This window comes from Clostridium sp. DFI.5.61 (assembly GCF_024462915.1).
GTDB lineage: Bacteria > Bacillota > Clostridia > Oscillospirales > Oscillospiraceae > Lawsonibacter > Lawsonibacter asaccharolyticus.
In genome coordinates, this window is record NZ_JANGBZ010000011.1 from 55108 (window position 1) to 71735 (window position 16628).

The window sequence follows — 16628 nt, forward strand, 5'->3', positions numbered from 1 at the left end:
TTCCTTTGTCCATACTCTTTAATCCCAATCGAGGATGGTCCTCTCGGTATCCACGTTGCAAAGAGCATAATCATATTCTTTGTCCCCAGATTCATAATCTTCAGATGGTGTTTCCTTCAATATCTGATTGGCTTTTTCTATCGCCGCCTCATCATCGTCTGAGTCGAAGAAAACGGCTATGCGCCTGGTCTGCTCCATTGTCATACAGTACTGCATCCTTACTCACCTCCTGATAGACTCCGTATAGTCGGCGCGCAGCTGCATCAGCAGGCGTCCCAGATTGTTCCGTCCGCGATTGCCTCCGCACCGGGGCAGCTGCAGCATCCCCAATAATTATCATGCCAAGTATTGCCCTCCACCAGCACCGCGCCGCCGGTATCCAGCAGTTTGGGGATCAGTTCAAGGTTTTCGTTGAACTTATGGACGAGCAGGTTGTGCATGATGGTCAGTTTGCGGTCCTCCCAATCTGGACGCATCTTGATCTGACGCCCGCGCCTCTTCGCCTGGTTGGCCGCCAAGTGCAGAAATTGCACCCGGTCGTTGGGGCCGCACACTTTGCCGCTTGGAAAGCGGCTTCTACTGATGGGAATCACATGCCGTAAAATGCCACACGGCAGGTATAGAAATTGCTCAGAAAGAAATATTCGCCGGCAAAGTGATTGATAACTTTGGTTCTGGCAATCAGCAGGACCACATTTACAGTACCGGTCTCTCCGTCCATACCGTATGGCAACTACAATACATGCCATTATCCCTGCCCTGTGATCTTCTTCTGCGCCATTTTGAGTCCATGCAGGAGCCTTTTATCTGCCATGATCTGCTCCCATGTGTACCCAAGTGCGTCCAGCGTTTCTTCCACATCCTCGGTATAGTTGTATTCGTGGTTGGACAACTCGCAGAGGAACATCTGATAGATAAAGCCATCCCCGGTCTTGTCCTCTGCAATGGCGGCTTCCCGCTCTTCTTTAAGCCTGCAGAAGGTATCACAGACAAGCCGCGCATCAGTTCTCAGATAGAAACCGCCTGCATCTCCAAGCCTGTAAATTTTGTCGAGGTCTTTCTCCGGGTCAAGGCCCCAGGCATTCATCATCTCCCGAAATTGCTGCTCTCCAAACGCATAGCGGATTGGGAGTACGTTGACTTCCTGTTGATGCTTCTGGAGAAGTTCCCTATATTGGTTCATGATCTGGTATCCTCCACATTCAGGTAATATCTCTCGTGTTCCTCAAATCCGACCAGCTTTCCACCCTGTTTCAAACGAAACAGGGTCTTATACGGATAATTTCCTCTGATCTCAAGGGTTACATTAAGCGGCCCTATCACTTTGAAGAACTCCTCAGTGGAAACTCTTTGATACATGTCGCGCTCCACCCTCTCACTGAAATTCTGGCATTGTAGCAATGATCTTCCTGATCTTCACCTCGCTCACCCGGTAGGGCTTTCTCCTCATGCTGTTGTCCTGCATGATCTGTGCGTAGACTCTGCGGGGCAGTTCAAACAGGGCGGCACAGTCCGGGTAGAGCCGTATGGCCTGCCGGCGGATCTCCATGTCGATTTCGTCACGCCATGTCATGCCGGGATACCTCCTTAGCCATGCGCCCGGCCTCCGCCGCGCAGTCCTGGCATTCCTTGACGGCTTCAATGGCCCTGTGAAGCGCCTGCGTATAGAACGCCGGGATCATGCCGCCGTATACGTACTGGCAGGCGGCCCGTTCTTCTTCCAGTTCCGTGAGGATCTTTGCATAGTCGATCACGACTGCATCCCCCTGCTGGCCTGCGCCTATACAGGTCTTTCTTGGAACGCCGGTTCCTGCTGCAGTTCCAGCAGCAGTCCATATCGCGGCTTGCCGTCTCATTGACACAGCCTGTACAGCCAACGCCAGGGGCGATCAGTTCATAGTTGTCGGCCTGCTCCTGGGTAAGAGGCGACTCAAAATCAATATACCCCCATGCCTCCCGGCCGATTTCCTCGCAGAAAGTCTTGGCATCGAAGTTATGGACCTCCAAAACTTTGTTTTCCGGCAATTTCGGGAATGTCCCCGGCCCGACCGGGCGCTGTGTACTGTAATATCTCATGGTTGTTCCTCCAATTCTGTACCAATAAAATAGAGGGGCGAAACATATCCGCCTCTCTATACTTTAAGCCGTCATATAGGCGACTTTCCTATCAATGTGCATGGTGTCTCTGTTGCTCAGCGGCTTTCACCTTGCCTCATCTTCGTTGCATACCCTTTTCAGGTACTTGAGACTTGCGTTCATGGTCTTTTTCGTCTTCAGCAGGTAGGTGAAGTAACCATTCCCACTGTCGTCCACGACCACATCAAGGAATTTCACTTCCGCAACTCCATATGGGTTATCCAGGATCCTGACAATCTCAACAATTGAGTAGGATCTGTTCTTTTCGCCGAAGGAATAGCTGCAGATGTCGCCGATGCGGAGTCCCTGTGGGTTTGATGGCTCCAGTACAGGTTGCTCGGTTGTGTGGCTCATAGTAGTACTCCTTTCCCAGATAACCCAGCTCTATGCTTGCACGGGGCCAGGGGGCGGCAGTTCTTTCTCATATCAAAATACAGAATTTGGCTTATATAAAACTGTCCCCCTCTCGCTTCTTTTTTGAAAACCTCATTTATTGTCCCCCCTTCTTATTTTGCGGCGCCTTCCGCAGGGAAAATCTATATAAAAAGGCACATGGGCTGAAATACCTCATGCGCCTTGTGAACATACTGTCCTCAATCAATCTGCGTTGTTGAAACGCAAAAAGCACCCAAAAGCCCTTGCGGCTTCCGGGTGCTTTGAAACACGGTTACTGTGCTCGTCTTCGACGAACAACGGATACTGTATGTTTGAATTATATCGGAATACTCCAGAGATTGCAAGCAGAAAGTAGAATCGCTCGCGCACTTCCAATTATCAACGCTGCCATTACTGAATCAGTCCGTCGGGAAGCAGCCGTTTTTCGCCAGATATTTTGAGTATCTGGACTGTATGAGCCGGTTCGCCTCCGCGACCGAACTGCAGGTATGTTCTCCCAACAGTTTACACCATACAGAGGTTTCCTGATATTCAGACTCAACACGTTCTCTTTGTTCACAGGTGGCCTCACAAGGCTCCAGCCAAAGGAGTTCCGCATCCTCATCCAAAACGAAGTGGATTAACACGCCTGTATCCGGGTGCTGGAAATCCGAAGAATATAGTTTATGACTCATATCCTGATACCCCGCATTTTTCTTTTATTAGAGTGTGAAAATCTGCTTATTGCCTCAAAGAAAATACGCTTATGATCAGCCGCACTGTCGGAGGCTGTATTTGACCCGGTTGCCATACTTTTGAGACTGTAGAAGTCCGAGTTCCTCAAACTTTAGGACAAAACTGAGGATAGTGGCATATGCGGCATTACCGAAGTCACGCTCCAACTGTTTTGTGGAGAACTCGCCATTGCCATAGGCCGAGAGGACAAAATGCCACAGGTCCTTCTCCTTTTCTGTAATGCCGCCCCGCTCCAACACAGCTTGAAAGGCACCTATTGCGGAGGCCGAAGATGCCACATCCTCCAACTGATGATAGACATGCTCAATGAAATAGACCAGAAACGGCGTCACATCCAAAACACCACTGATGCGGGCATTCTGCTCCGTGAGTGTGTAGGCATCGTAGTAACCCCTCCTGCTCCTTTCCACATATCTGGACAACGGGATGAACAGCGCGGAGGAATACCCCTGTTGGACTAAGTACCACAGGTGCAGCAGCCGCGCCATCCTGCCATTTCCATCAAAGTAAGGATGCAGGTAAGCGATATAGAAGTGAAGCAGCGCCGCTTTCAACAAATCATTGTCTGAGCCTTCTGCATTTGCATAGGCGATCAAATCCGCCATATATTCCGGCAGTTTCTTCCAAGGCAGCCCCATATGCTCCACTTTGTCGCCTACGACATAGACGCTGTCGTGACGGTAGTAATTGCCCGGCAACAAACGATCTTCTCCTGCCAGAAAGTCCCCTACCGTCATCTCATACAACTGATGGAGATTTTCCTCCGTAATCCGATGGTTGGGGTCTGCGATAAACTCCACCCCTTTCTTCATTCCATAAATGCGGTTCTCAGTTTCGCTGGCCGGCGCATAGCCAGTGAGTATCCTCCGGACGCTGTCACGTGAGGTGTCGATTTGCTCGATGGTCAAGGTCGATACGATTTCATCCTCCATGGCCTTGATACCATAGTGCTGGCTGCTATTGTGCGGCGTCAGCAAGATCTTGGCGGCCGAAAGGTGGACTTGGGCTACACTCTCCAGATAGACCAGAGGTTCTCCATTGAAGTCCTTCATCGGCAGCGTTGTGTAAAATCCAGTTTTCAACAGGCCGATAAATTCGGCTATATCCGCCTGAGGATATTTATAGCCCAGTTTCTTTAGATCGGTCACGCTCTTGTCCGACATCATCTTCGCAAACAGCGCCGCTTCCATATTGCTCACCTCTGATATTTTTTAGTATCAATTTGTATCAGTATAGCAGAGTATGTCCCGAATTGCAATCCTTGGTGCAAGGGTATTGCTATTTAGCGCGATCTGCATTATAATCAAGTCAATCAGTATCAGAAATTGCTTCCGGCAATTATAGTCATCCGTGTTGCACAGCGTCTAAAGGCGATTGGCCTTTGGGCGCTTTTTGCTTTTTGACCACATGCAATCTGATACTGAAGTCACAAGGCGTCCGGAGAGGATTCTTCGGATGCCTTTTTTATATAGATCTCCCCAGACGCATCTGCGGCCGGGGCGTCCCTGTTTTTACGGTACGCCCTGCGGCGCACCGATGATATAAAAAACGACTTTGAAAAGGAGCATTTTTATGATGAACCCAAAAGACACCTTCATTTCCGCATACCAGAAATATATACACAGAACTGGCTCAGACTCGCTGTTGGACCGGTTGCTGGCTACCGATTTCTTCGAGGCGCCTGCCAGCACAAAGTTCCACAACAGTTTCGCCGGCGGCCTTGTGCTACATTCCCTGAATGTTTTCCAGCGCATGTGCCGCAACTGTATGAATGAGTTGGGCACGGACGCGCTATTCCCGCCCAAACAGGTGGAATCCGTCGCCATTGTATCCCTGCTGCATGACATCTGTAAGACCCAGTCCTATAAGCTGGACTTCAAAGACCAGAAGGTCTACTCCGATCATGGCACGAAGTTTGATAAACGCGGTGCTTACGACTTGGAATCTGTGCCGTTCTACACGGTAGATGAGAAATTTCCCTTTGGCCACGGTGAGAAATCGGTCTTTCTGATCAATGAGCATATGCATCTTACCCGCGATGAGGCGCTGGCCATCCGGTTCCATATGGGCGACTTCACCGACCGCAACACCAGCAAAGTTTATACGATCTGTCCGCTGGCGCTACAACTCCACATTGCCGATCTCCAGGCAACCTACTTAGACGAATTGGCGTCAATGGAGGGATAGCAGTGGGGTGCGGGAATTGCTGTGTGTTTGGCCGCTACGAGGGCCTGTACTATATTGACAATGATGATTTCCATGTATTCCGCAGGGCAGACGCCGCGTCGGACGACTGCCCGGAGCCCCGCCTGATGCGGGATCTGGACTATGAAGAATTGACGGATGGCACTTGGCTCTATGATGACCTTGCCACGGAACTGGAAGAGGAGGACATTCTGGAGTGCTTTACGGCGAACTTTCTGCAGATGTTCCCCAGTTTCAAGCGAGTCCGCCCGGAGCGGTGGATCTCCCGCAGCCAGCGGGCCATCTTGGAGAGCCCACTTTTCTATATCTGCCTTGAGGACAACGAGTGGTCGCTGGCGGTGGAACTCATCCAGAAAGAGCCGCCATGGTGTCAAAGTTACGCTGGCCTTCAATCCCGTCACTATCAAGCCTATCTAAAGGGGATTGAAAAATGCCTGCTGGATCGGCTACCAAGCATCGGAACCTACAAAAGCGCATGGACCTCCGGGAGGCTCACAAGGGCGGAACGAAGCGCCTGACCTTTAATCCAAATCGTGCTATGGAGGAAGCTGAAATGCCAGAAACCAATGCAATACAGGCTGCATATGAGCGGTTCAAACTCGAATGGATGCTTGCCCACGGGTACACACTCAAAGATCTCATAGACGAACTGGAACAACTCCGAAAAGAGTCGCCGGAGCTGAGTCTGGAGTCCATCTTCCATGACTGGGAGTTTGAGTATGGATTTAACACGGAGATATGGCCCTGCTTTGAGGAATTCCTTGACTGCGAATATAGGGAAATGGAGGACCGTGACGATGGACAGCAGTAACCCCGGCCCCCTGCTCGGGCGTTTCAAAGCGGAAAATGCAGAAAACATCCTCAAGGCATACCGCATTGTCATGGATGTGAAAGAGACTGGGAAATCATATATTCTGCAACTCGTTGAATTTGAAAGCCGGTACAGCGCGAGTCATATTTCCCATCTGTTTTCGAAGTCTAAACGGGTTGTCCTCCGCAAAGCAAAGGGCGGCCATGCCATCCGAAAATGGGGAGATGGCACATTCACCTTCTACCCGTTTCAAGCGGGGATCCCATTTTATTTTGAAAAATTGAGTACAGATGCACAAGGCGAAGCCACTCCTGAGCATGGAGGAGTTGATAACCGTGATGTCTGTGAGTCCCGTGCCTGTGCCTATAACCGAGATGGAATCTGCAGGTTCTCACTTGTCCATGACCGTCCGCCCAATATCACTGAGGCGGATGACTGCGCCGAATTTGTGTCCCGGCCATATCAGCCCGAAAAAATGCGATAAGTCGCTGACTACCTGGAAGATGGGAGTTAAGGAAGTCTCCCCCCTAAGATACACACTAAAAAGCCACCCCTGGGGTGGCTTTTCTTTCGATTCTTTAGAAAGTTAATATACTCTTTTATAACCTGAAAATATGCTTTAACTGTATTCTCTGCCTTCCCCTACCCCACAGGCATTAACGGTAATATTTCAATTTTATTTCCCATTCCTTGGAGTCCATACATTAGGATGTTGAGAACCAACGCATCAATTATGTCGCATCTGCTATACCTATTTCACGGATAGCAGGCTGATTATTCAACCCAAGTTGCCTTATGGCGCATGAAATCCCCAGGCCGGATAGATGGAGGGGACACACCATATACCCGGCCCGGGGCTACGGGGATGTTTACTCAGGTTTAAACCGTTCCATGATGCGGGCAATTAGTTTGTTTTGGATGCGCTGCTTTAGTTCTACATCCACACCACAGTAGGACTGGCCATATTCATCGTAAAAGATGCGGGTGGCTTTGTGTGATATGTAGCCGTCAAAGTGCCGCAGCACCTCATCCATTGCCTCCGGGTCACCTCTGGTCGCAGCGCAAATGGTTTCATAGGGCAGGAGTTTTTCTTCTGGGATACTGCTTTTTCTTTTCATCTTACTCCACCATCCGTTTCTTCAACTCATCGAATAGGATCTTTCGGTCCTTCTGTATCTTGGATCTGGAAAGCGCTAGGAGCGAAGCGATCTCCCGGTCTCTGAGCTGAAGGGAGTAGTACAGCAGCAGGATGCTGTATCCCTCATCGCCGAGTGCGAGGAGGATCTCCGCCAGCCGGTCGTTTCTAATCGGAATCCGATGCCCGTAGACATGGAAGATATACTGCTCTGCCGGATCGCTATCAAAGGTGCAGAGACTGGTCAGCACAGCTTCTGGCAAATCTGAAAACGAGGACTCCCACCCCATCTTCTTCATCAGTTTTCGGAGATAATCACACCGCTCTCCGTCGATGACCTTCATGCAGAATATCTCAAATTGGTAACGGACTCTTTTCTGAGTGGCCTGTGTGGTCTCCATCAAATCACCTCCTCCCCTACCCGCGGAGGCGGTTTCTTCGTCCCCTTTCGCTCCTTTCCCCGAAAGTGGGCGCCGATTTTGCCACACAATATAAAAACTGCCAAGCAAAAAATGCTTGACAGTTTGGTGTCGATTATTTGGAACCATGGGTTCATGTCCAACGCAGACAAAGTGCCCACCGGCCAGATCAATCTTTTTCAAATGTCCCGGCCGATATAATATGTCGGGGCAGACTGCTACTCCACCAGCATAGCCAACCTCATTCTCTCTCCACCTTTTCCCCTACTATGAACCATTAGAACTTATTTCTCACTACCAGTAGAGCATTTTATCCGATTCATGCACAACATAGAATGTGATTCGGAGGTGAACCACCGGTGGTAATAAATGATGAATTTAAAGGTTGCAGTACCCAAATGCGGGCGGAGCGTGAACGGCTTGGTTATTCCAGAGAGCAAATTGCCGAGCGCGCCCATATCTCTCCACGGTACTTGGCTGCAATCGAGCTCGGTGAGAAAATCCCTAAGGCCGATGTAATGGTGCGGATTATCCGCGCTATGGGGGCATCTGCCGATGCTATCTTCTATGGGCCGCAACAGGAAGTGGAAAATGAGAGCAAGCATCTGGCACAGATAATCCTGCAGTGTACACCAAAGGAGCGGATGCTCATTGCTGCTATTGTGGATACCATACTTGATGTACGTCAGCGAGAGTGCGGATTGGGCGAAACAGAAGAACTCTAAGGAAAAAGGGCATTGCTTCATTCTGATGAGCAATGCCCCTTTCTACGGATTGATCCGCTTATCCTATGCGCAGGCCCATCATCAGTATTTCTTAATAAGTGGATCCTTCTATTTGGCAAGGGACTCTTCCTTGTTATTTTATGCCTGCGATTTTATATCCGCTTCTTAATAAAAGTACCACCGCTTAATCTCAGACAGGATGGTAGAGTAATGGGTCTATTACTTTTTACTGTGTTTCTACGCGCTAGTTAGCGTCTGCTAACTTTTTTAGTATAACATAATTCTGGCAGTACGTCAATACTATGCCGATATCACCAATTCAGATTTGAGCAAAATATACAACAACATCGTGGTGTGAAGTTCTCTTGACCATCAAGAAAAAATCAAGTATTATTAGATTAGCAGGCACTAACTATGGTGGGTTAGAAAGGGGTGGCTTATGCCACATAGTAATCTATATCTTGCTAAACTTTATAATGACTTAATAACCAATACCCCTCAGACAATCACTATGGACATTCCTTCAGAGGTTGGACAAGGCCGGGTTTCTCAAACAAAAATCAAACATGGTGTCATTCTTTCAGACTGGCAGATGAATTATCGCTCTGATATGAATGTGCAGGGACCTGTTAGCAAGGAATATATGCAGATCATATTCTGCCTGAACGATGGAATTTCCTGGGGTATTTTGAATGGGCATCGCTCTATGGCCATTCAGAAAAACGAGTCTTGTATTTATGCCGGACATGATGGTACAGAATATATTTGTTACAAAAAGGACAGCAACTTCTCATTCAAAAGCATTAAAATTCCTACGCCCTACTTTTCACAACTCCTTGCCGATTACTTTGACGGGCAGGAAATTGCGGCTTACGAAAAGAAACTCCTAAATGGCATTGCCAAAGTTTCTGTCACCCCTGTTATGGAGCAGGTCCTATCGGAAATAAGCAAATTTTCTCAATATCGCGGAGGGTTGGGCTACCTCTATTTGGATGGCAAGTTGTTGGAGCTGCTGTCTATCTATCTGGGGGAAGTTCTGGAATTGGATATTCTGATGGGTAAAAATATTTCCATGTCCCGGACAGAGCGGACCGCCATCATGGAGGCGAAGCGGATCATCGACAGCCAGCTTGCCTTCGCCCCCTCTTGTGAAGAACTGTCTCAACAGGTACATCTGAGCCTTACCAAACTGACGCGTGGATTTTCCTCTTTTTACGGTATGCCGATCCATCAATATATCATTGAACAACGCCTGATACAGGCGGCTCAACTGCTGCTGGACGGAGATCGGAATGTGGGTGAGGTCGCCACGATTGTCGGTTATGGAAAGCCAAGCAATTTTGCGGCCGCCTTTAAGAAGAAATACGGTGTTGCCCCCAAAAATTACAGGGCATCCCGTTTCAGCAATTCAAAATAGTGACATTCAACTGCTTTTGGGTAAAAACGGGTAGGTTTTGGGTCGAATTAGAAAAGCATAACTGATACAATATGCGTTGAGGTTAGTAATTGCTAACCTCAACGCATATTGTTGTATAGAGGAGGCAAAGCATGAAACAAAAGTTGAATGCGAAAGATTTTATCCTGATCGGCGTCCTGACCGCCCTCATGTGGATCATCTGCATGATTATCAGCACCATTATGAGTGTTGCTGGTCCAGTGACCAATGTGTTCTACCCATCTGTTGTTGCAATTCCCAATGGTATCGTGATGATGCTCTTACTGGCTAAGGTGCCGAAAAAAGGTGTGTTCACTATCTGCTCCGCAATCCAAGCCATCCTGTTCCTGCTGGTGGGCGCTTTCTGGTTTATCCCCATCGGCTTGGTGATCGGCGGCGTGATCTGCGATTTTCTGGTCATGGGCCGAAAGGAAATCACCATGAAGTCCATGACCGTGGCCTACGCCCTGTTCAGCGCCATTTTTGCCTTCAGCGCCATCTGCCCCATCAAGTTCCTCCAGAGCGCCTTTGTGGGCGCCATGGAGAAGAACAACATTGCCCAGGAGTACATAGACGGGATGCTGAACATCACCTCCGTCCCTATGCTGGTGGTCATCGTTGCGGCCGGCCTGGTGGGTGGACTGATCGGCGCCGTGATTGGGCAGAAGGCTTTGAAGAAGCACTTTATCAAAGCCGGACTCGTTTCAGTCAAATAACAAGGCACAGCCCCTCGGCAGTCAATCAGACAAACGCAGGCAAGCGGGCTGCCTGATCTCAGGGCGCGGGGCTGAAAATGGCCCCGCGCTTTGATTTGGATAGGGAGGCATTGGAATGGAAGAATCACAAATCAAACAAATCATTGAACAGCAGCCCCTTCATGGATCGGCACTGTTAGATCCCCGCTGCAAGATTTTACTTTTGGTCTGTATCGGGTTTGTCAGTTACTTTTTGGCCGGGGAGGTGGTCAGCCTCGCGCTCATGCTGGTGTATGGCCTGTTTATCGCCGTAGGAAACGGGGGAAAGTGGGCCTTGAAGATGATTGCGGCCTACATCATCGTCGCCTATCTCAACGCCTTACTCCGTTATGTGCAGGTGCCGGTATTGAGCGTGATTATGAGCGTGTTCGGTGTGACGCTTTTGAAGCTGATCCCCATTGTGATGATGGGCCTTTGGATTTTGCGGACTACCTACATGGACGACCTGATGGTAGCACTCCAGCGGATGCGGCTTCCCCAGGCGGTGACGATCCCGCTGGTGGTCATGTTCCGCTATATCCCCACCCTGCGGATCGAATACCGGCAGATCCGCAGCACCATGGACATCCGGGGGATCAGTGATACCTTGTGGAAACGGGTATCTCATCCTCTTGCCACCATTGAGTATATTTTAATTCCCCTGCTGATGCGGTGCCTGAAGGTCACGGACGAGCTGGCGGCCTCCGGCACTACCCGGGGGCTGGAGCTGGAGTGCAAACGGTACGCCCTGCGCCCCATTCGTTTCTCTTGGCCGGAGATCCTGGTGTCCCTGCTGGGCATCCTTTTCATGGCGGCGCTGCTGGTCCTGGACCAGACCCGAATCGGGGAAATCATCTTGTGGAGGGTGTGACATGATCTCGTTTCAGAATTTCAGCTTTCGCTATGAGGAGAGCAAGGACTTTACCCTCCGTGGCATTGATATGACGGTGCAGACCGGCGAATTTGTCCTCCTGACCGGGCGAAGTGGTTGTGGCAAGACCACGCTGATCCGCTCCCTCAACGGTCTGATCCCGCACTTTTATCCCGGTGAGATACAGGGCGACCTTGTGATGGACGGGCGCTCTCTGCTGGAAATGAAACCCTCACAGTTGGCCGGACAGGTGGGAACAGTGTTTCAAGACCCGCGCTCCCAGTTCTTCATGACGGACACCACGCGGGAACTGGCCTTTGGCTGCGAAAATATGGGCCTCCCCCGTGAGGAAACCATTGACCGTATCGCAAAAGCCGCAAAAGATTTGGAACTGACGGATTATCTTAATCGGAGCATCTTTGCCCTGTCCAGCGGAGAGAAGCAGCAGATCGCCGTGGGCTCGGTCTATGCGCTTTCACCAAAGGTCTATATCTTTGACGAGCCCTCCGCAAATTTGGACTACGCGGCCACCAAGCGGCTTGCGGAGATCATGGGAAAATTGAAGCGGGACGGATACACCATCTTTGTGGTGGAGCACCGCTTTTACTATCTGCGTGATTTAATCGACCGGGTATTTCTCATACAAAACGGGAAAATCGAACAGGAATTTACAAGGGAGCAGTTCTGTTCCTTACCGGAGGAAACGCGCATATCCTATGGGCTGCGGACTGCATATCCGGAGCGGGATGCAGAGCATTATCAGGAGAAAGAACGCCGCCCCATGGGGAAACACCTGCTGAGTGTGCAGGGTCTTTCCTTTGCTTATCCGAAAGAGCAGGAGGTCTTTCGGAATGTCAGCTTTGAAGCCCACGCTGGGGATGTGATCGGCATCTTGGGCCATAATGGAGCGGGCAAGACCACCCTCTTGTCCATCCTGACCGGCCTCTTGAAGCAGCGGAACGGCGAGATCACATTTGACGGCAGGAAGCTCACTCCACGCCAGCGCCGGGCGCTGTCCTATCTGGTCATGCAGGACACGGATTACCAGCTCTTTGCCAGCAGTGTGGAGGAAGAACTCTCCCTGGGGATTCAGGAGGACTGCAAAGAGAAGGTGGACGCCGCGCTGGAGGCGCTGGAGCTGTCCGAATACCGGGAGCAGCACCCGGCGGCCCTCTCCGGCGGGCAGAAGCAGCGGGTCACCATTGGCGCGGCCATCGTCAAGGACAGCCCGGTGATCTATTTTGACGAGCCCACCAGCGGCCTGGACTATGACTCCATGGTGCGGGTCAGCCGGCTGATTGAGCAGTTGTCCGCTTCCGGCGTGATCGTGTTTGTGGTTTCCCACGACTTCGAGTTTATCGTCCGGACCTGTACGGAGGTGGTCCAGCTGGACGACCAGGGGGCCGTTCAAAACCACCGGCTCACGCCGCAGATATTGAAAGCTCTGTCGGAACAGTATTTTCATTGATGGGAGGTTGTAAATCATGTTTCAAAAGGTATTTGAATACGCGGGGCCGCATAAAAAGGGCCTCTACGCGGCCACAGCGGTGGTGCTGGTCAGCGTTTTGATGGGCGTCCTGCCCTTTGTGCTGGCCTACCAGGTGATTGCTCCGCTGGTGATGGGAGCGGAAATTGAGGCTTCGTTTCTCATCCTGCGGGTGGCTTTGGTGCTGGTGTGCCTGGTCTTGCAGGCTGTTCTCTATGGCTGGGGGCTCAATCTTTCGCACAAGGCCGCCTATGACACGCTGCTCCGGCTGCGGACCGCTCTGCAAAAGCGGTTTGAGAAGCTGCCCCTGGGCGTGATCCAGGACAAGGGCACCGGCACAGTCAAAAAGCTGTTTGTCGATGATGTGGACAGTTTGGAGGTCCTGCTGGCCCACTCTATGCCGGAGGGGATCGCAAACCTGATGGTCCCCATCGCGGTCTATGTGGCTATGTTTTTCGTGGACTGGAAGCTGGCGCTGCTGTCCCTGGCCTCCATCCCCATCAGCCTGATCGCCATGATGACCATGTACTCGGTTGGCATGAAGAAAATGGGTCCCTACTATATGGCCGGCCAGAAGATGAACAACACTATCATTGAGTACATCAACGGCATGGAGGTTGTCAAGGTATTCAACAAGGACGCGGACTCCTATGAGCGGTTTCGCAAGGATGTTTCGGATTACCGGGATTATACATTGGCCTGGTACAAGGCAGCGTGGCCCTGGATGGCAATTTACAGCAGCCTCTTGCCCTGCACTGTGATCCTGGCCCTGCCGCTGGGGGCGTGGTTTGTCCTCTCCGGCTGGTCGGCTCTGCCGGACCTGATTTTGGTGCTGTGCCTCTCCCTGAGCATCGGGATGCCGCTCCTCAAATCCCTGGGTTTCCTGCCCACCATGCCCCAGCTCAACTACAAAATTTCTGCGCTGGAACAGGTTTTGGACGCGCCGGAGCTTCAGCAGACGCCTGACAGCTTCCACGGCAAGGACGATACCATCGTTTATGACCATGTTTCCTTTGGCTACACCAAGACACAGCCCGGCCCGGACGGAAAGCCCATGGTGGTGGAGGATGAGGTACTCCACGACATCAGCTTTACGGCCAAGGCCGGACAGAAAACGGCCCTGGTGGGAGAGTCCGGCTCGGGCAAGAGCACTCTGGCAAAACTGCTGATCCACTACTATGACCCGCAGAAAGGCAGCATCTCTATCGGCGGGCAGAAGCTGTGCGACATGAGCCTGGAAGCCCTGAACAGCCGTATTTCCTATGTGGCGCAGGATCAATACCTGTTCAACACCTCTCTGCTGGAAAATATCCGCATTGGACGGTTGAACGCTACCGATGAGGAGGTCTTGGAGGCAGCGCGCAAGGCCCAGTGCATGGAGTTTCTGGAGAAGCTGCCCCAAGGAATTCACTCCATGGCGGGCGATGCGGGTAAGATGCTCTCCGGCGGTCAGCGCCAGCGCATATCTCTGGCCCGTGCCATCCTGAAGGACGCCCCTATTGTGGTGCTTGACGAGGCCACCGCCTACGCCGATCCCGAGAACGAGGAAAAGATGGAGGCGGCGATTGCGGAGCTGGTGAAGGGCAAGACTCTGGTGGTCATCGCCCATAAGCTGCCCGCGATTATGAACGCCGATCAAATTTGCGTCGTAGACCACGGCAAACTGGTTGCGTCAGGAAAGCATCAGGATCTGATCCAGTCCTGCCCGGAATATCAAAAGCTGTGGAAGGCGGCCCAGGACAGCGCCGAATGGAAAGTACATACCGCAAAGGAGGGAAACTAAATGTTTGCACTGTTTTCAAGGATTTTGAAACTTGCCGGTCCATATAAAGGGCGTATTCAGGGCGCTTTTGCCTGCGCGTTTGTGGAGTCGATCCTGTCTAAAATGCCGATCTTCCTGGCCTTTTTGGTGTTGAGCGGCTTTGCCGCCGGAACACTGACCGGGCAGACCTGCCTCTATGTGGGCCTTGGCCTCGCGGCGGCCGTGCTGGTGCAGATGCTGGTCCACTATCTCAGCGACAGCCTCCAGAGTGCGGCGGGCTACCTGATGTTTGCCGGGAAGCGCATGGAGCTGGGTGGACACCTGCGGAAACTGCCCATGGGCTACTTCACCTCCGGCAATATCGGCAAAATCAGTTCTGTCCTCAGCACCGATATGGTGTTCATTGAAGAAGTCGCCATGAGCACGCTGGGCAACATGATGAGCTACCTGCTGTCCTCCCTGGTCCTGCTGGCGTTCATGTTCTATCTGAATTGGCAGCTGGGCCTGATCGCGGCCCTTGTGACCATTCTGGCGTGGCTGGTTTCCAGAGGGATGAACAAGGTTTCCCTGCGGGAAGCCGCTGGCCGCCAGGAGCAGAGTGAACGGCTGACGGACGCGGTGCTGTCCTTTGTGGAGGGCATCGGGGTCATCAAGAGCTATAACCTGCTGGGCGAGAAGTCGGAAGAACTGACCGACAATTTCAAGCGGTCCAGAAATACATCCCTCGCCTTTGAGCGGAAGATGACCCCGTGGACCATGGGGCTGAATGTCCTTTATGGAATTGGGATTGCCGCGATTTTTGGCCTGTCGGTCTTTCTGGAGCGGAGCGGTGTCCTTTCTCTGGCCTATGTGCTGGGCGTTCTCCTGTTCGTCTTTGACCTGTTCGGGCCGCTCAAGGCGCTTTATGGCGAGGCGTCCCGCCTGACCGTGATGAACGCCGCCCTGGATCGTATTGAGGCTGTATTGGATGAGCCGGAGCTCCCGGACACAGGGAAACAGCATATTCCGGCTCAGGCACAGCCCGGCCAGCCAGAGGTGCGGTTTCATGATGTGGCCTTTGCCTACCAGGACAAGGAGGTGCTGCACCACATCAGTTTCTCTATGTCGCCCAATACCATGACCGCTCTTGTGGGTCCCTCCGGCGGCGGGAAGTCCACCATCGCCAATCTGCTGGCCCGGCTGTGGGATGTGAAAAGCGGCAGTGTTGCCATCCGGGGTGTGGATACCCGGCAAGTCCCCCTCGCAGAGTTGATGGATCACATCAGCATGGTCTTCCAGCGCGTGTATCTCTTCCAGGACACGATCTACAACAACATCAGTATGGGCAAGCCAGACGCCACCGAAGAAGAGGTCTATGAGGCGGCAAGAAAAGCCCGCTGCTACGATTTCATCATGGCTCTGCCCGATGGGTTTCAGACTGTGGTGGGAGAGGGCGGCGCAACCCTCTCTGGCGGTGAGAAACAGCGCATCTCTATCGCCCGCTGCATTCTGAAAGACGCTCCCATTGTCATTTTGGACGAGGCGACCGCCAGTGTGGACACCGACAACGAGAGCTACATTCAGGAGGCCATCTCTGAGCTGGTAAAGGGTAAGACCCTGCTGGTCATCGCCCACCGTTTGAACACCATCCAGAACGCCGACCAGATTTTGGTCATCAGCGACGGACGGATCTCGCAGCATGGCACTCATGAGGAGTTGATGAAACAACCCGGTATTTATCAGGATTTCGTCCATATCCGTATGAACTCTGCCGGTTGGAGTCTGTCTTGATGGAGAGG

Annotated in this window: 21 protein-coding genes and 1 pseudogene; 11 read left to right on the forward strand and 11 right to left on the reverse strand. The window is 51.8% G+C overall.

The annotated features are described in order from the left end of the window. Positions 1-18: 18 nt before the first annotated feature. The 9 genes and pseudogenes from NE584_RS07735 to NE584_RS07775 form a co-directional block, all read right to left on the reverse strand. Positions 19-204 carry a hypothetical protein gene (locus NE584_RS07735; RefSeq protein ID WP_147577073.1) on the reverse strand — a complete coding sequence of 62 codons (186 nt, stop codon included), beginning with the start codon at positions 202-204 and terminating at the stop codon, positions 19-21. Between the two features lie 59 nt (positions 205-263). Beyond that, positions 264-749 (reverse strand): NADAR family protein, encoded by a 486-nt coding sequence (locus tag NE584_RS07740; protein WP_081032407.1) that lies wholly within the window; start codon positions 747-749, stop codon positions 264-266. Beyond that, positions 749-1183 (reverse strand): hypothetical protein, encoded by a 435-nt coding sequence (locus tag NE584_RS07745; RefSeq protein WP_055179989.1) that lies wholly within the window; start codon positions 1181-1183, stop codon positions 749-751. Before NE584_RS07745 ends, NE584_RS07740 begins: the two co-directional genes overlap by 1 nt. After that, positions 1180-1359 carry a hypothetical protein gene (locus NE584_RS07750; RefSeq protein WP_050624388.1) on the reverse strand — a complete coding sequence of 60 codons (180 nt, stop codon included), beginning with the start codon at positions 1357-1359 and terminating at the stop codon, positions 1180-1182. The genes NE584_RS07745 and NE584_RS07750 overlap by 4 nt, the downstream gene beginning before the upstream one ends. A 16-nt stretch (positions 1360-1375) precedes the next feature. Then, on the reverse strand, positions 1376-1573 hold the full coding sequence (locus NE584_RS07755) for a hypothetical protein (RefSeq protein WP_055179984.1): 198 nt from the start codon (positions 1571-1573) through the stop codon (positions 1376-1378). After that, the gene (locus NE584_RS19855) at positions 1560-1754 is read right to left on the reverse strand and encodes a hypothetical protein (RefSeq protein WP_050624386.1); all 195 of its coding nucleotides are present in this window, start codon (positions 1752-1754) and stop codon (positions 1560-1562) included. The genes NE584_RS07755 and NE584_RS19855 overlap by 14 nt, the downstream gene beginning before the upstream one ends. A gap of 142 nt (positions 1755-1896) precedes the next feature. Then, positions 1897-2076: pseudogene (locus NE584_RS19860) on the reverse strand (hypothetical protein); the annotation flags it as partial. Positions 2077-2202: 126 nt separating this feature from the next. Further along, positions 2203-2490: a hypothetical protein gene (locus NE584_RS07770; RefSeq protein WP_055179982.1), complete on the reverse strand. Its 288-nt coding sequence runs from the start codon at positions 2488-2490 to the stop codon at positions 2203-2205. A gap of 791 nt (positions 2491-3281) precedes the next feature. Further along, on the reverse strand, positions 3282-4457 hold the full coding sequence (locus tag NE584_RS07775; RefSeq protein ID WP_055179980.1) for a Fic family protein: 1176 nt from the start codon (positions 4455-4457) through the stop codon (positions 3282-3284). Between the two features lie 382 nt (positions 4458-4839). Between NE584_RS07775 and NE584_RS07780 the strand changes: the two genes are divergently transcribed. The 4 genes from NE584_RS07780 to NE584_RS07795 are packed head-to-tail and all read left to right on the forward strand — an operon-like array spanning position 4840 to position 6767. Next, entirely contained in the window at positions 4840-5454 is a 615-nt protein-coding gene (locus tag NE584_RS07780) for a hypothetical protein (protein WP_055179978.1), read from the forward strand. 2 nt (positions 5455-5456) lie between these two features. Then, positions 5457-5990 (forward strand): hypothetical protein, encoded by a 534-nt coding sequence (locus NE584_RS07785; RefSeq protein ID WP_050624382.1) that lies wholly within the window; start codon positions 5457-5459, stop codon positions 5988-5990. A gap of 35 nt (positions 5991-6025) precedes the next feature. Then, a complete protein-coding gene (locus NE584_RS07790; protein ID WP_055179976.1) occupies positions 6026-6283 on the forward strand; it encodes a hypothetical protein in 258 nt (85 codons plus the stop codon). After that, positions 6270-6767 carry a hypothetical protein gene (locus NE584_RS07795; protein ID WP_055179975.1) on the forward strand — a complete coding sequence of 166 codons (498 nt, stop codon included), beginning with the start codon at positions 6270-6272 and terminating at the stop codon, positions 6765-6767. Before NE584_RS07790 ends, NE584_RS07795 begins: the two co-directional genes overlap by 14 nt. A gap of 385 nt (positions 6768-7152) precedes the next feature. Here the strand turns inward: NE584_RS07795 and NE584_RS07800 are convergent, their stop codons facing one another. Together NE584_RS07800 and NE584_RS07805 are read right to left on the reverse strand one after the other, a co-directional pair. Next, positions 7153-7401 carry a helix-turn-helix domain-containing protein gene (locus NE584_RS07800; protein ID WP_050624379.1) on the reverse strand — a complete coding sequence of 83 codons (249 nt, stop codon included), beginning with the start codon at positions 7399-7401 and terminating at the stop codon, positions 7153-7155. Position 7402: 1 nt separating this feature from the next. After that, on the reverse strand, positions 7403-7819 hold the full coding sequence (locus NE584_RS07805) for a hypothetical protein (RefSeq protein WP_256182567.1): 417 nt from the start codon (positions 7817-7819) through the stop codon (positions 7403-7405). 377 nt (positions 7820-8196) lie between these two features. On the opposite strand from NE584_RS07805, the gene NE584_RS07810 reads away from it, so the two are divergent. The 7 genes from NE584_RS07810 to NE584_RS07840 all read left to right on the forward strand — a co-directional run bounded on the left by NE584_RS07810 (position 8197) and on the right by NE584_RS07840 (position 16620). Then, positions 8197-8562: a helix-turn-helix domain-containing protein gene (locus NE584_RS07810; protein ID WP_055179973.1), complete on the forward strand. Its 366-nt coding sequence runs from the start codon at positions 8197-8199 to the stop codon at positions 8560-8562. A gap of 439 nt (positions 8563-9001) precedes the next feature. Continuing rightward, positions 9002-9979 (forward strand): AraC family transcriptional regulator, encoded by a 978-nt coding sequence (locus NE584_RS07815; protein ID WP_055179971.1) that lies wholly within the window; start codon positions 9002-9004, stop codon positions 9977-9979. Between the two features lie 131 nt (positions 9980-10110). Next, entirely contained in the window at positions 10111-10713 is a 603-nt protein-coding gene (locus NE584_RS07820; protein ID WP_044940852.1) for an MptD family putative ECF transporter S component, read from the forward strand. A 115-nt stretch (positions 10714-10828) separates the two neighbouring features. Further along, on the forward strand, positions 10829-11602 hold the full coding sequence (locus NE584_RS07825; RefSeq protein WP_055179969.1) for an energy-coupling factor transporter transmembrane protein EcfT: 774 nt from the start codon (positions 10829-10831) through the stop codon (positions 11600-11602). Between the two features lies 1 nt (position 11603). Continuing rightward, a complete protein-coding gene (locus tag NE584_RS07830) occupies positions 11604-13070 on the forward strand; it encodes an ABC transporter ATP-binding protein (RefSeq protein ID WP_055179967.1) in 1467 nt (488 codons plus the stop codon). Between the two features lie 16 nt (positions 13071-13086). Then, entirely contained in the window at positions 13087-14871 is a 1785-nt protein-coding gene (locus NE584_RS07835) for an ABC transporter ATP-binding protein (protein ID WP_055179965.1), read from the forward strand. Beyond that, a complete protein-coding gene (locus NE584_RS07840; RefSeq protein WP_055179963.1) occupies positions 14872-16620 on the forward strand; it encodes an ABC transporter ATP-binding protein in 1749 nt (582 codons plus the stop codon). It abuts the gene before it with no gap. Positions 16621-16628: the final 8 nt, after the last annotated feature.

Coding starts and splice junctions, on each gene's coding strand:
- NE584_RS07735 (WP_147577073.1), bottom strand. CDS start 204: ATGACAATGGAGCAGACCAGGCGCATAGCCGTTTTCTTCGACTCAGAC.
- NE584_RS07740 (WP_081032407.1), bottom strand. CDS start 749: ATGGCATGTATTGTAGTTGCCATACGGTATGGACGGAGAGACCGGTAC.
- NE584_RS07745 (WP_055179989.1), bottom strand. CDS start 1,183: ATGAACCAATATAGGGAACTTCTCCAGAAGCATCAACAGGAAGTCAAC.
- NE584_RS07750 (WP_050624388.1), bottom strand. CDS start 1,359: ATGTATCAAAGAGTTTCCACTGAGGAGTTCTTCAAAGTGATAGGGCCG.
- NE584_RS07755 (WP_055179984.1), bottom strand. CDS start 1,573: ATGACATGGCGTGACGAAATCGACATGGAGATCCGCCGGCAGGCCATA.
- NE584_RS07770 (WP_055179982.1), bottom strand. CDS start 2,490: ATGAGCCACACAACCGAGCAACCTGTACTGGAGCCATCAAACCCACAG.
- NE584_RS07775 (WP_055179980.1), bottom strand. CDS start 4,457: ATGGAAGCGGCGCTGTTTGCGAAGATGATGTCGGACAAGAGCGTGACC.
- NE584_RS07780 (WP_055179978.1), top strand. CDS start 4,840: ATGATGAACCCAAAAGACACCTTCATTTCCGCATACCAGAAATATATA.
- NE584_RS07790 (WP_055179976.1), top strand. CDS start 6,026: ATGCCAGAAACCAATGCAATACAGGCTGCATATGAGCGGTTCAAACTC.
- NE584_RS07795 (WP_055179975.1), top strand. CDS start 6,270: ATGGACAGCAGTAACCCCGGCCCCCTGCTCGGGCGTTTCAAAGCGGAA.
- NE584_RS07800 (WP_050624379.1), bottom strand. CDS start 7,401: ATGAAAAGAAAAAGCAGTATCCCAGAAGAAAAACTCCTGCCCTATGAA.
- NE584_RS07805 (WP_256182567.1), bottom strand. CDS start 7,819: ATGGAGACCACACAGGCCACTCAGAAAAGAGTCCGTTACCAATTTGAG.
- NE584_RS07815 (WP_055179971.1), top strand. CDS start 9,002: ATGCCACATAGTAATCTATATCTTGCTAAACTTTATAATGACTTAATA.
- NE584_RS07820 (WP_044940852.1), top strand. CDS start 10,111: ATGAAACAAAAGTTGAATGCGAAAGATTTTATCCTGATCGGCGTCCTG.
- NE584_RS07825 (WP_055179969.1), top strand. CDS start 10,829: ATGGAAGAATCACAAATCAAACAAATCATTGAACAGCAGCCCCTTCAT.
- NE584_RS07830 (WP_055179967.1), top strand. CDS start 11,604: ATGATCTCGTTTCAGAATTTCAGCTTTCGCTATGAGGAGAGCAAGGAC.
- NE584_RS07835 (WP_055179965.1), top strand. CDS start 13,087: ATGTTTCAAAAGGTATTTGAATACGCGGGGCCGCATAAAAAGGGCCTC.
- NE584_RS07840 (WP_055179963.1), top strand. CDS start 14,872: ATGTTTGCACTGTTTTCAAGGATTTTGAAACTTGCCGGTCCATATAAA.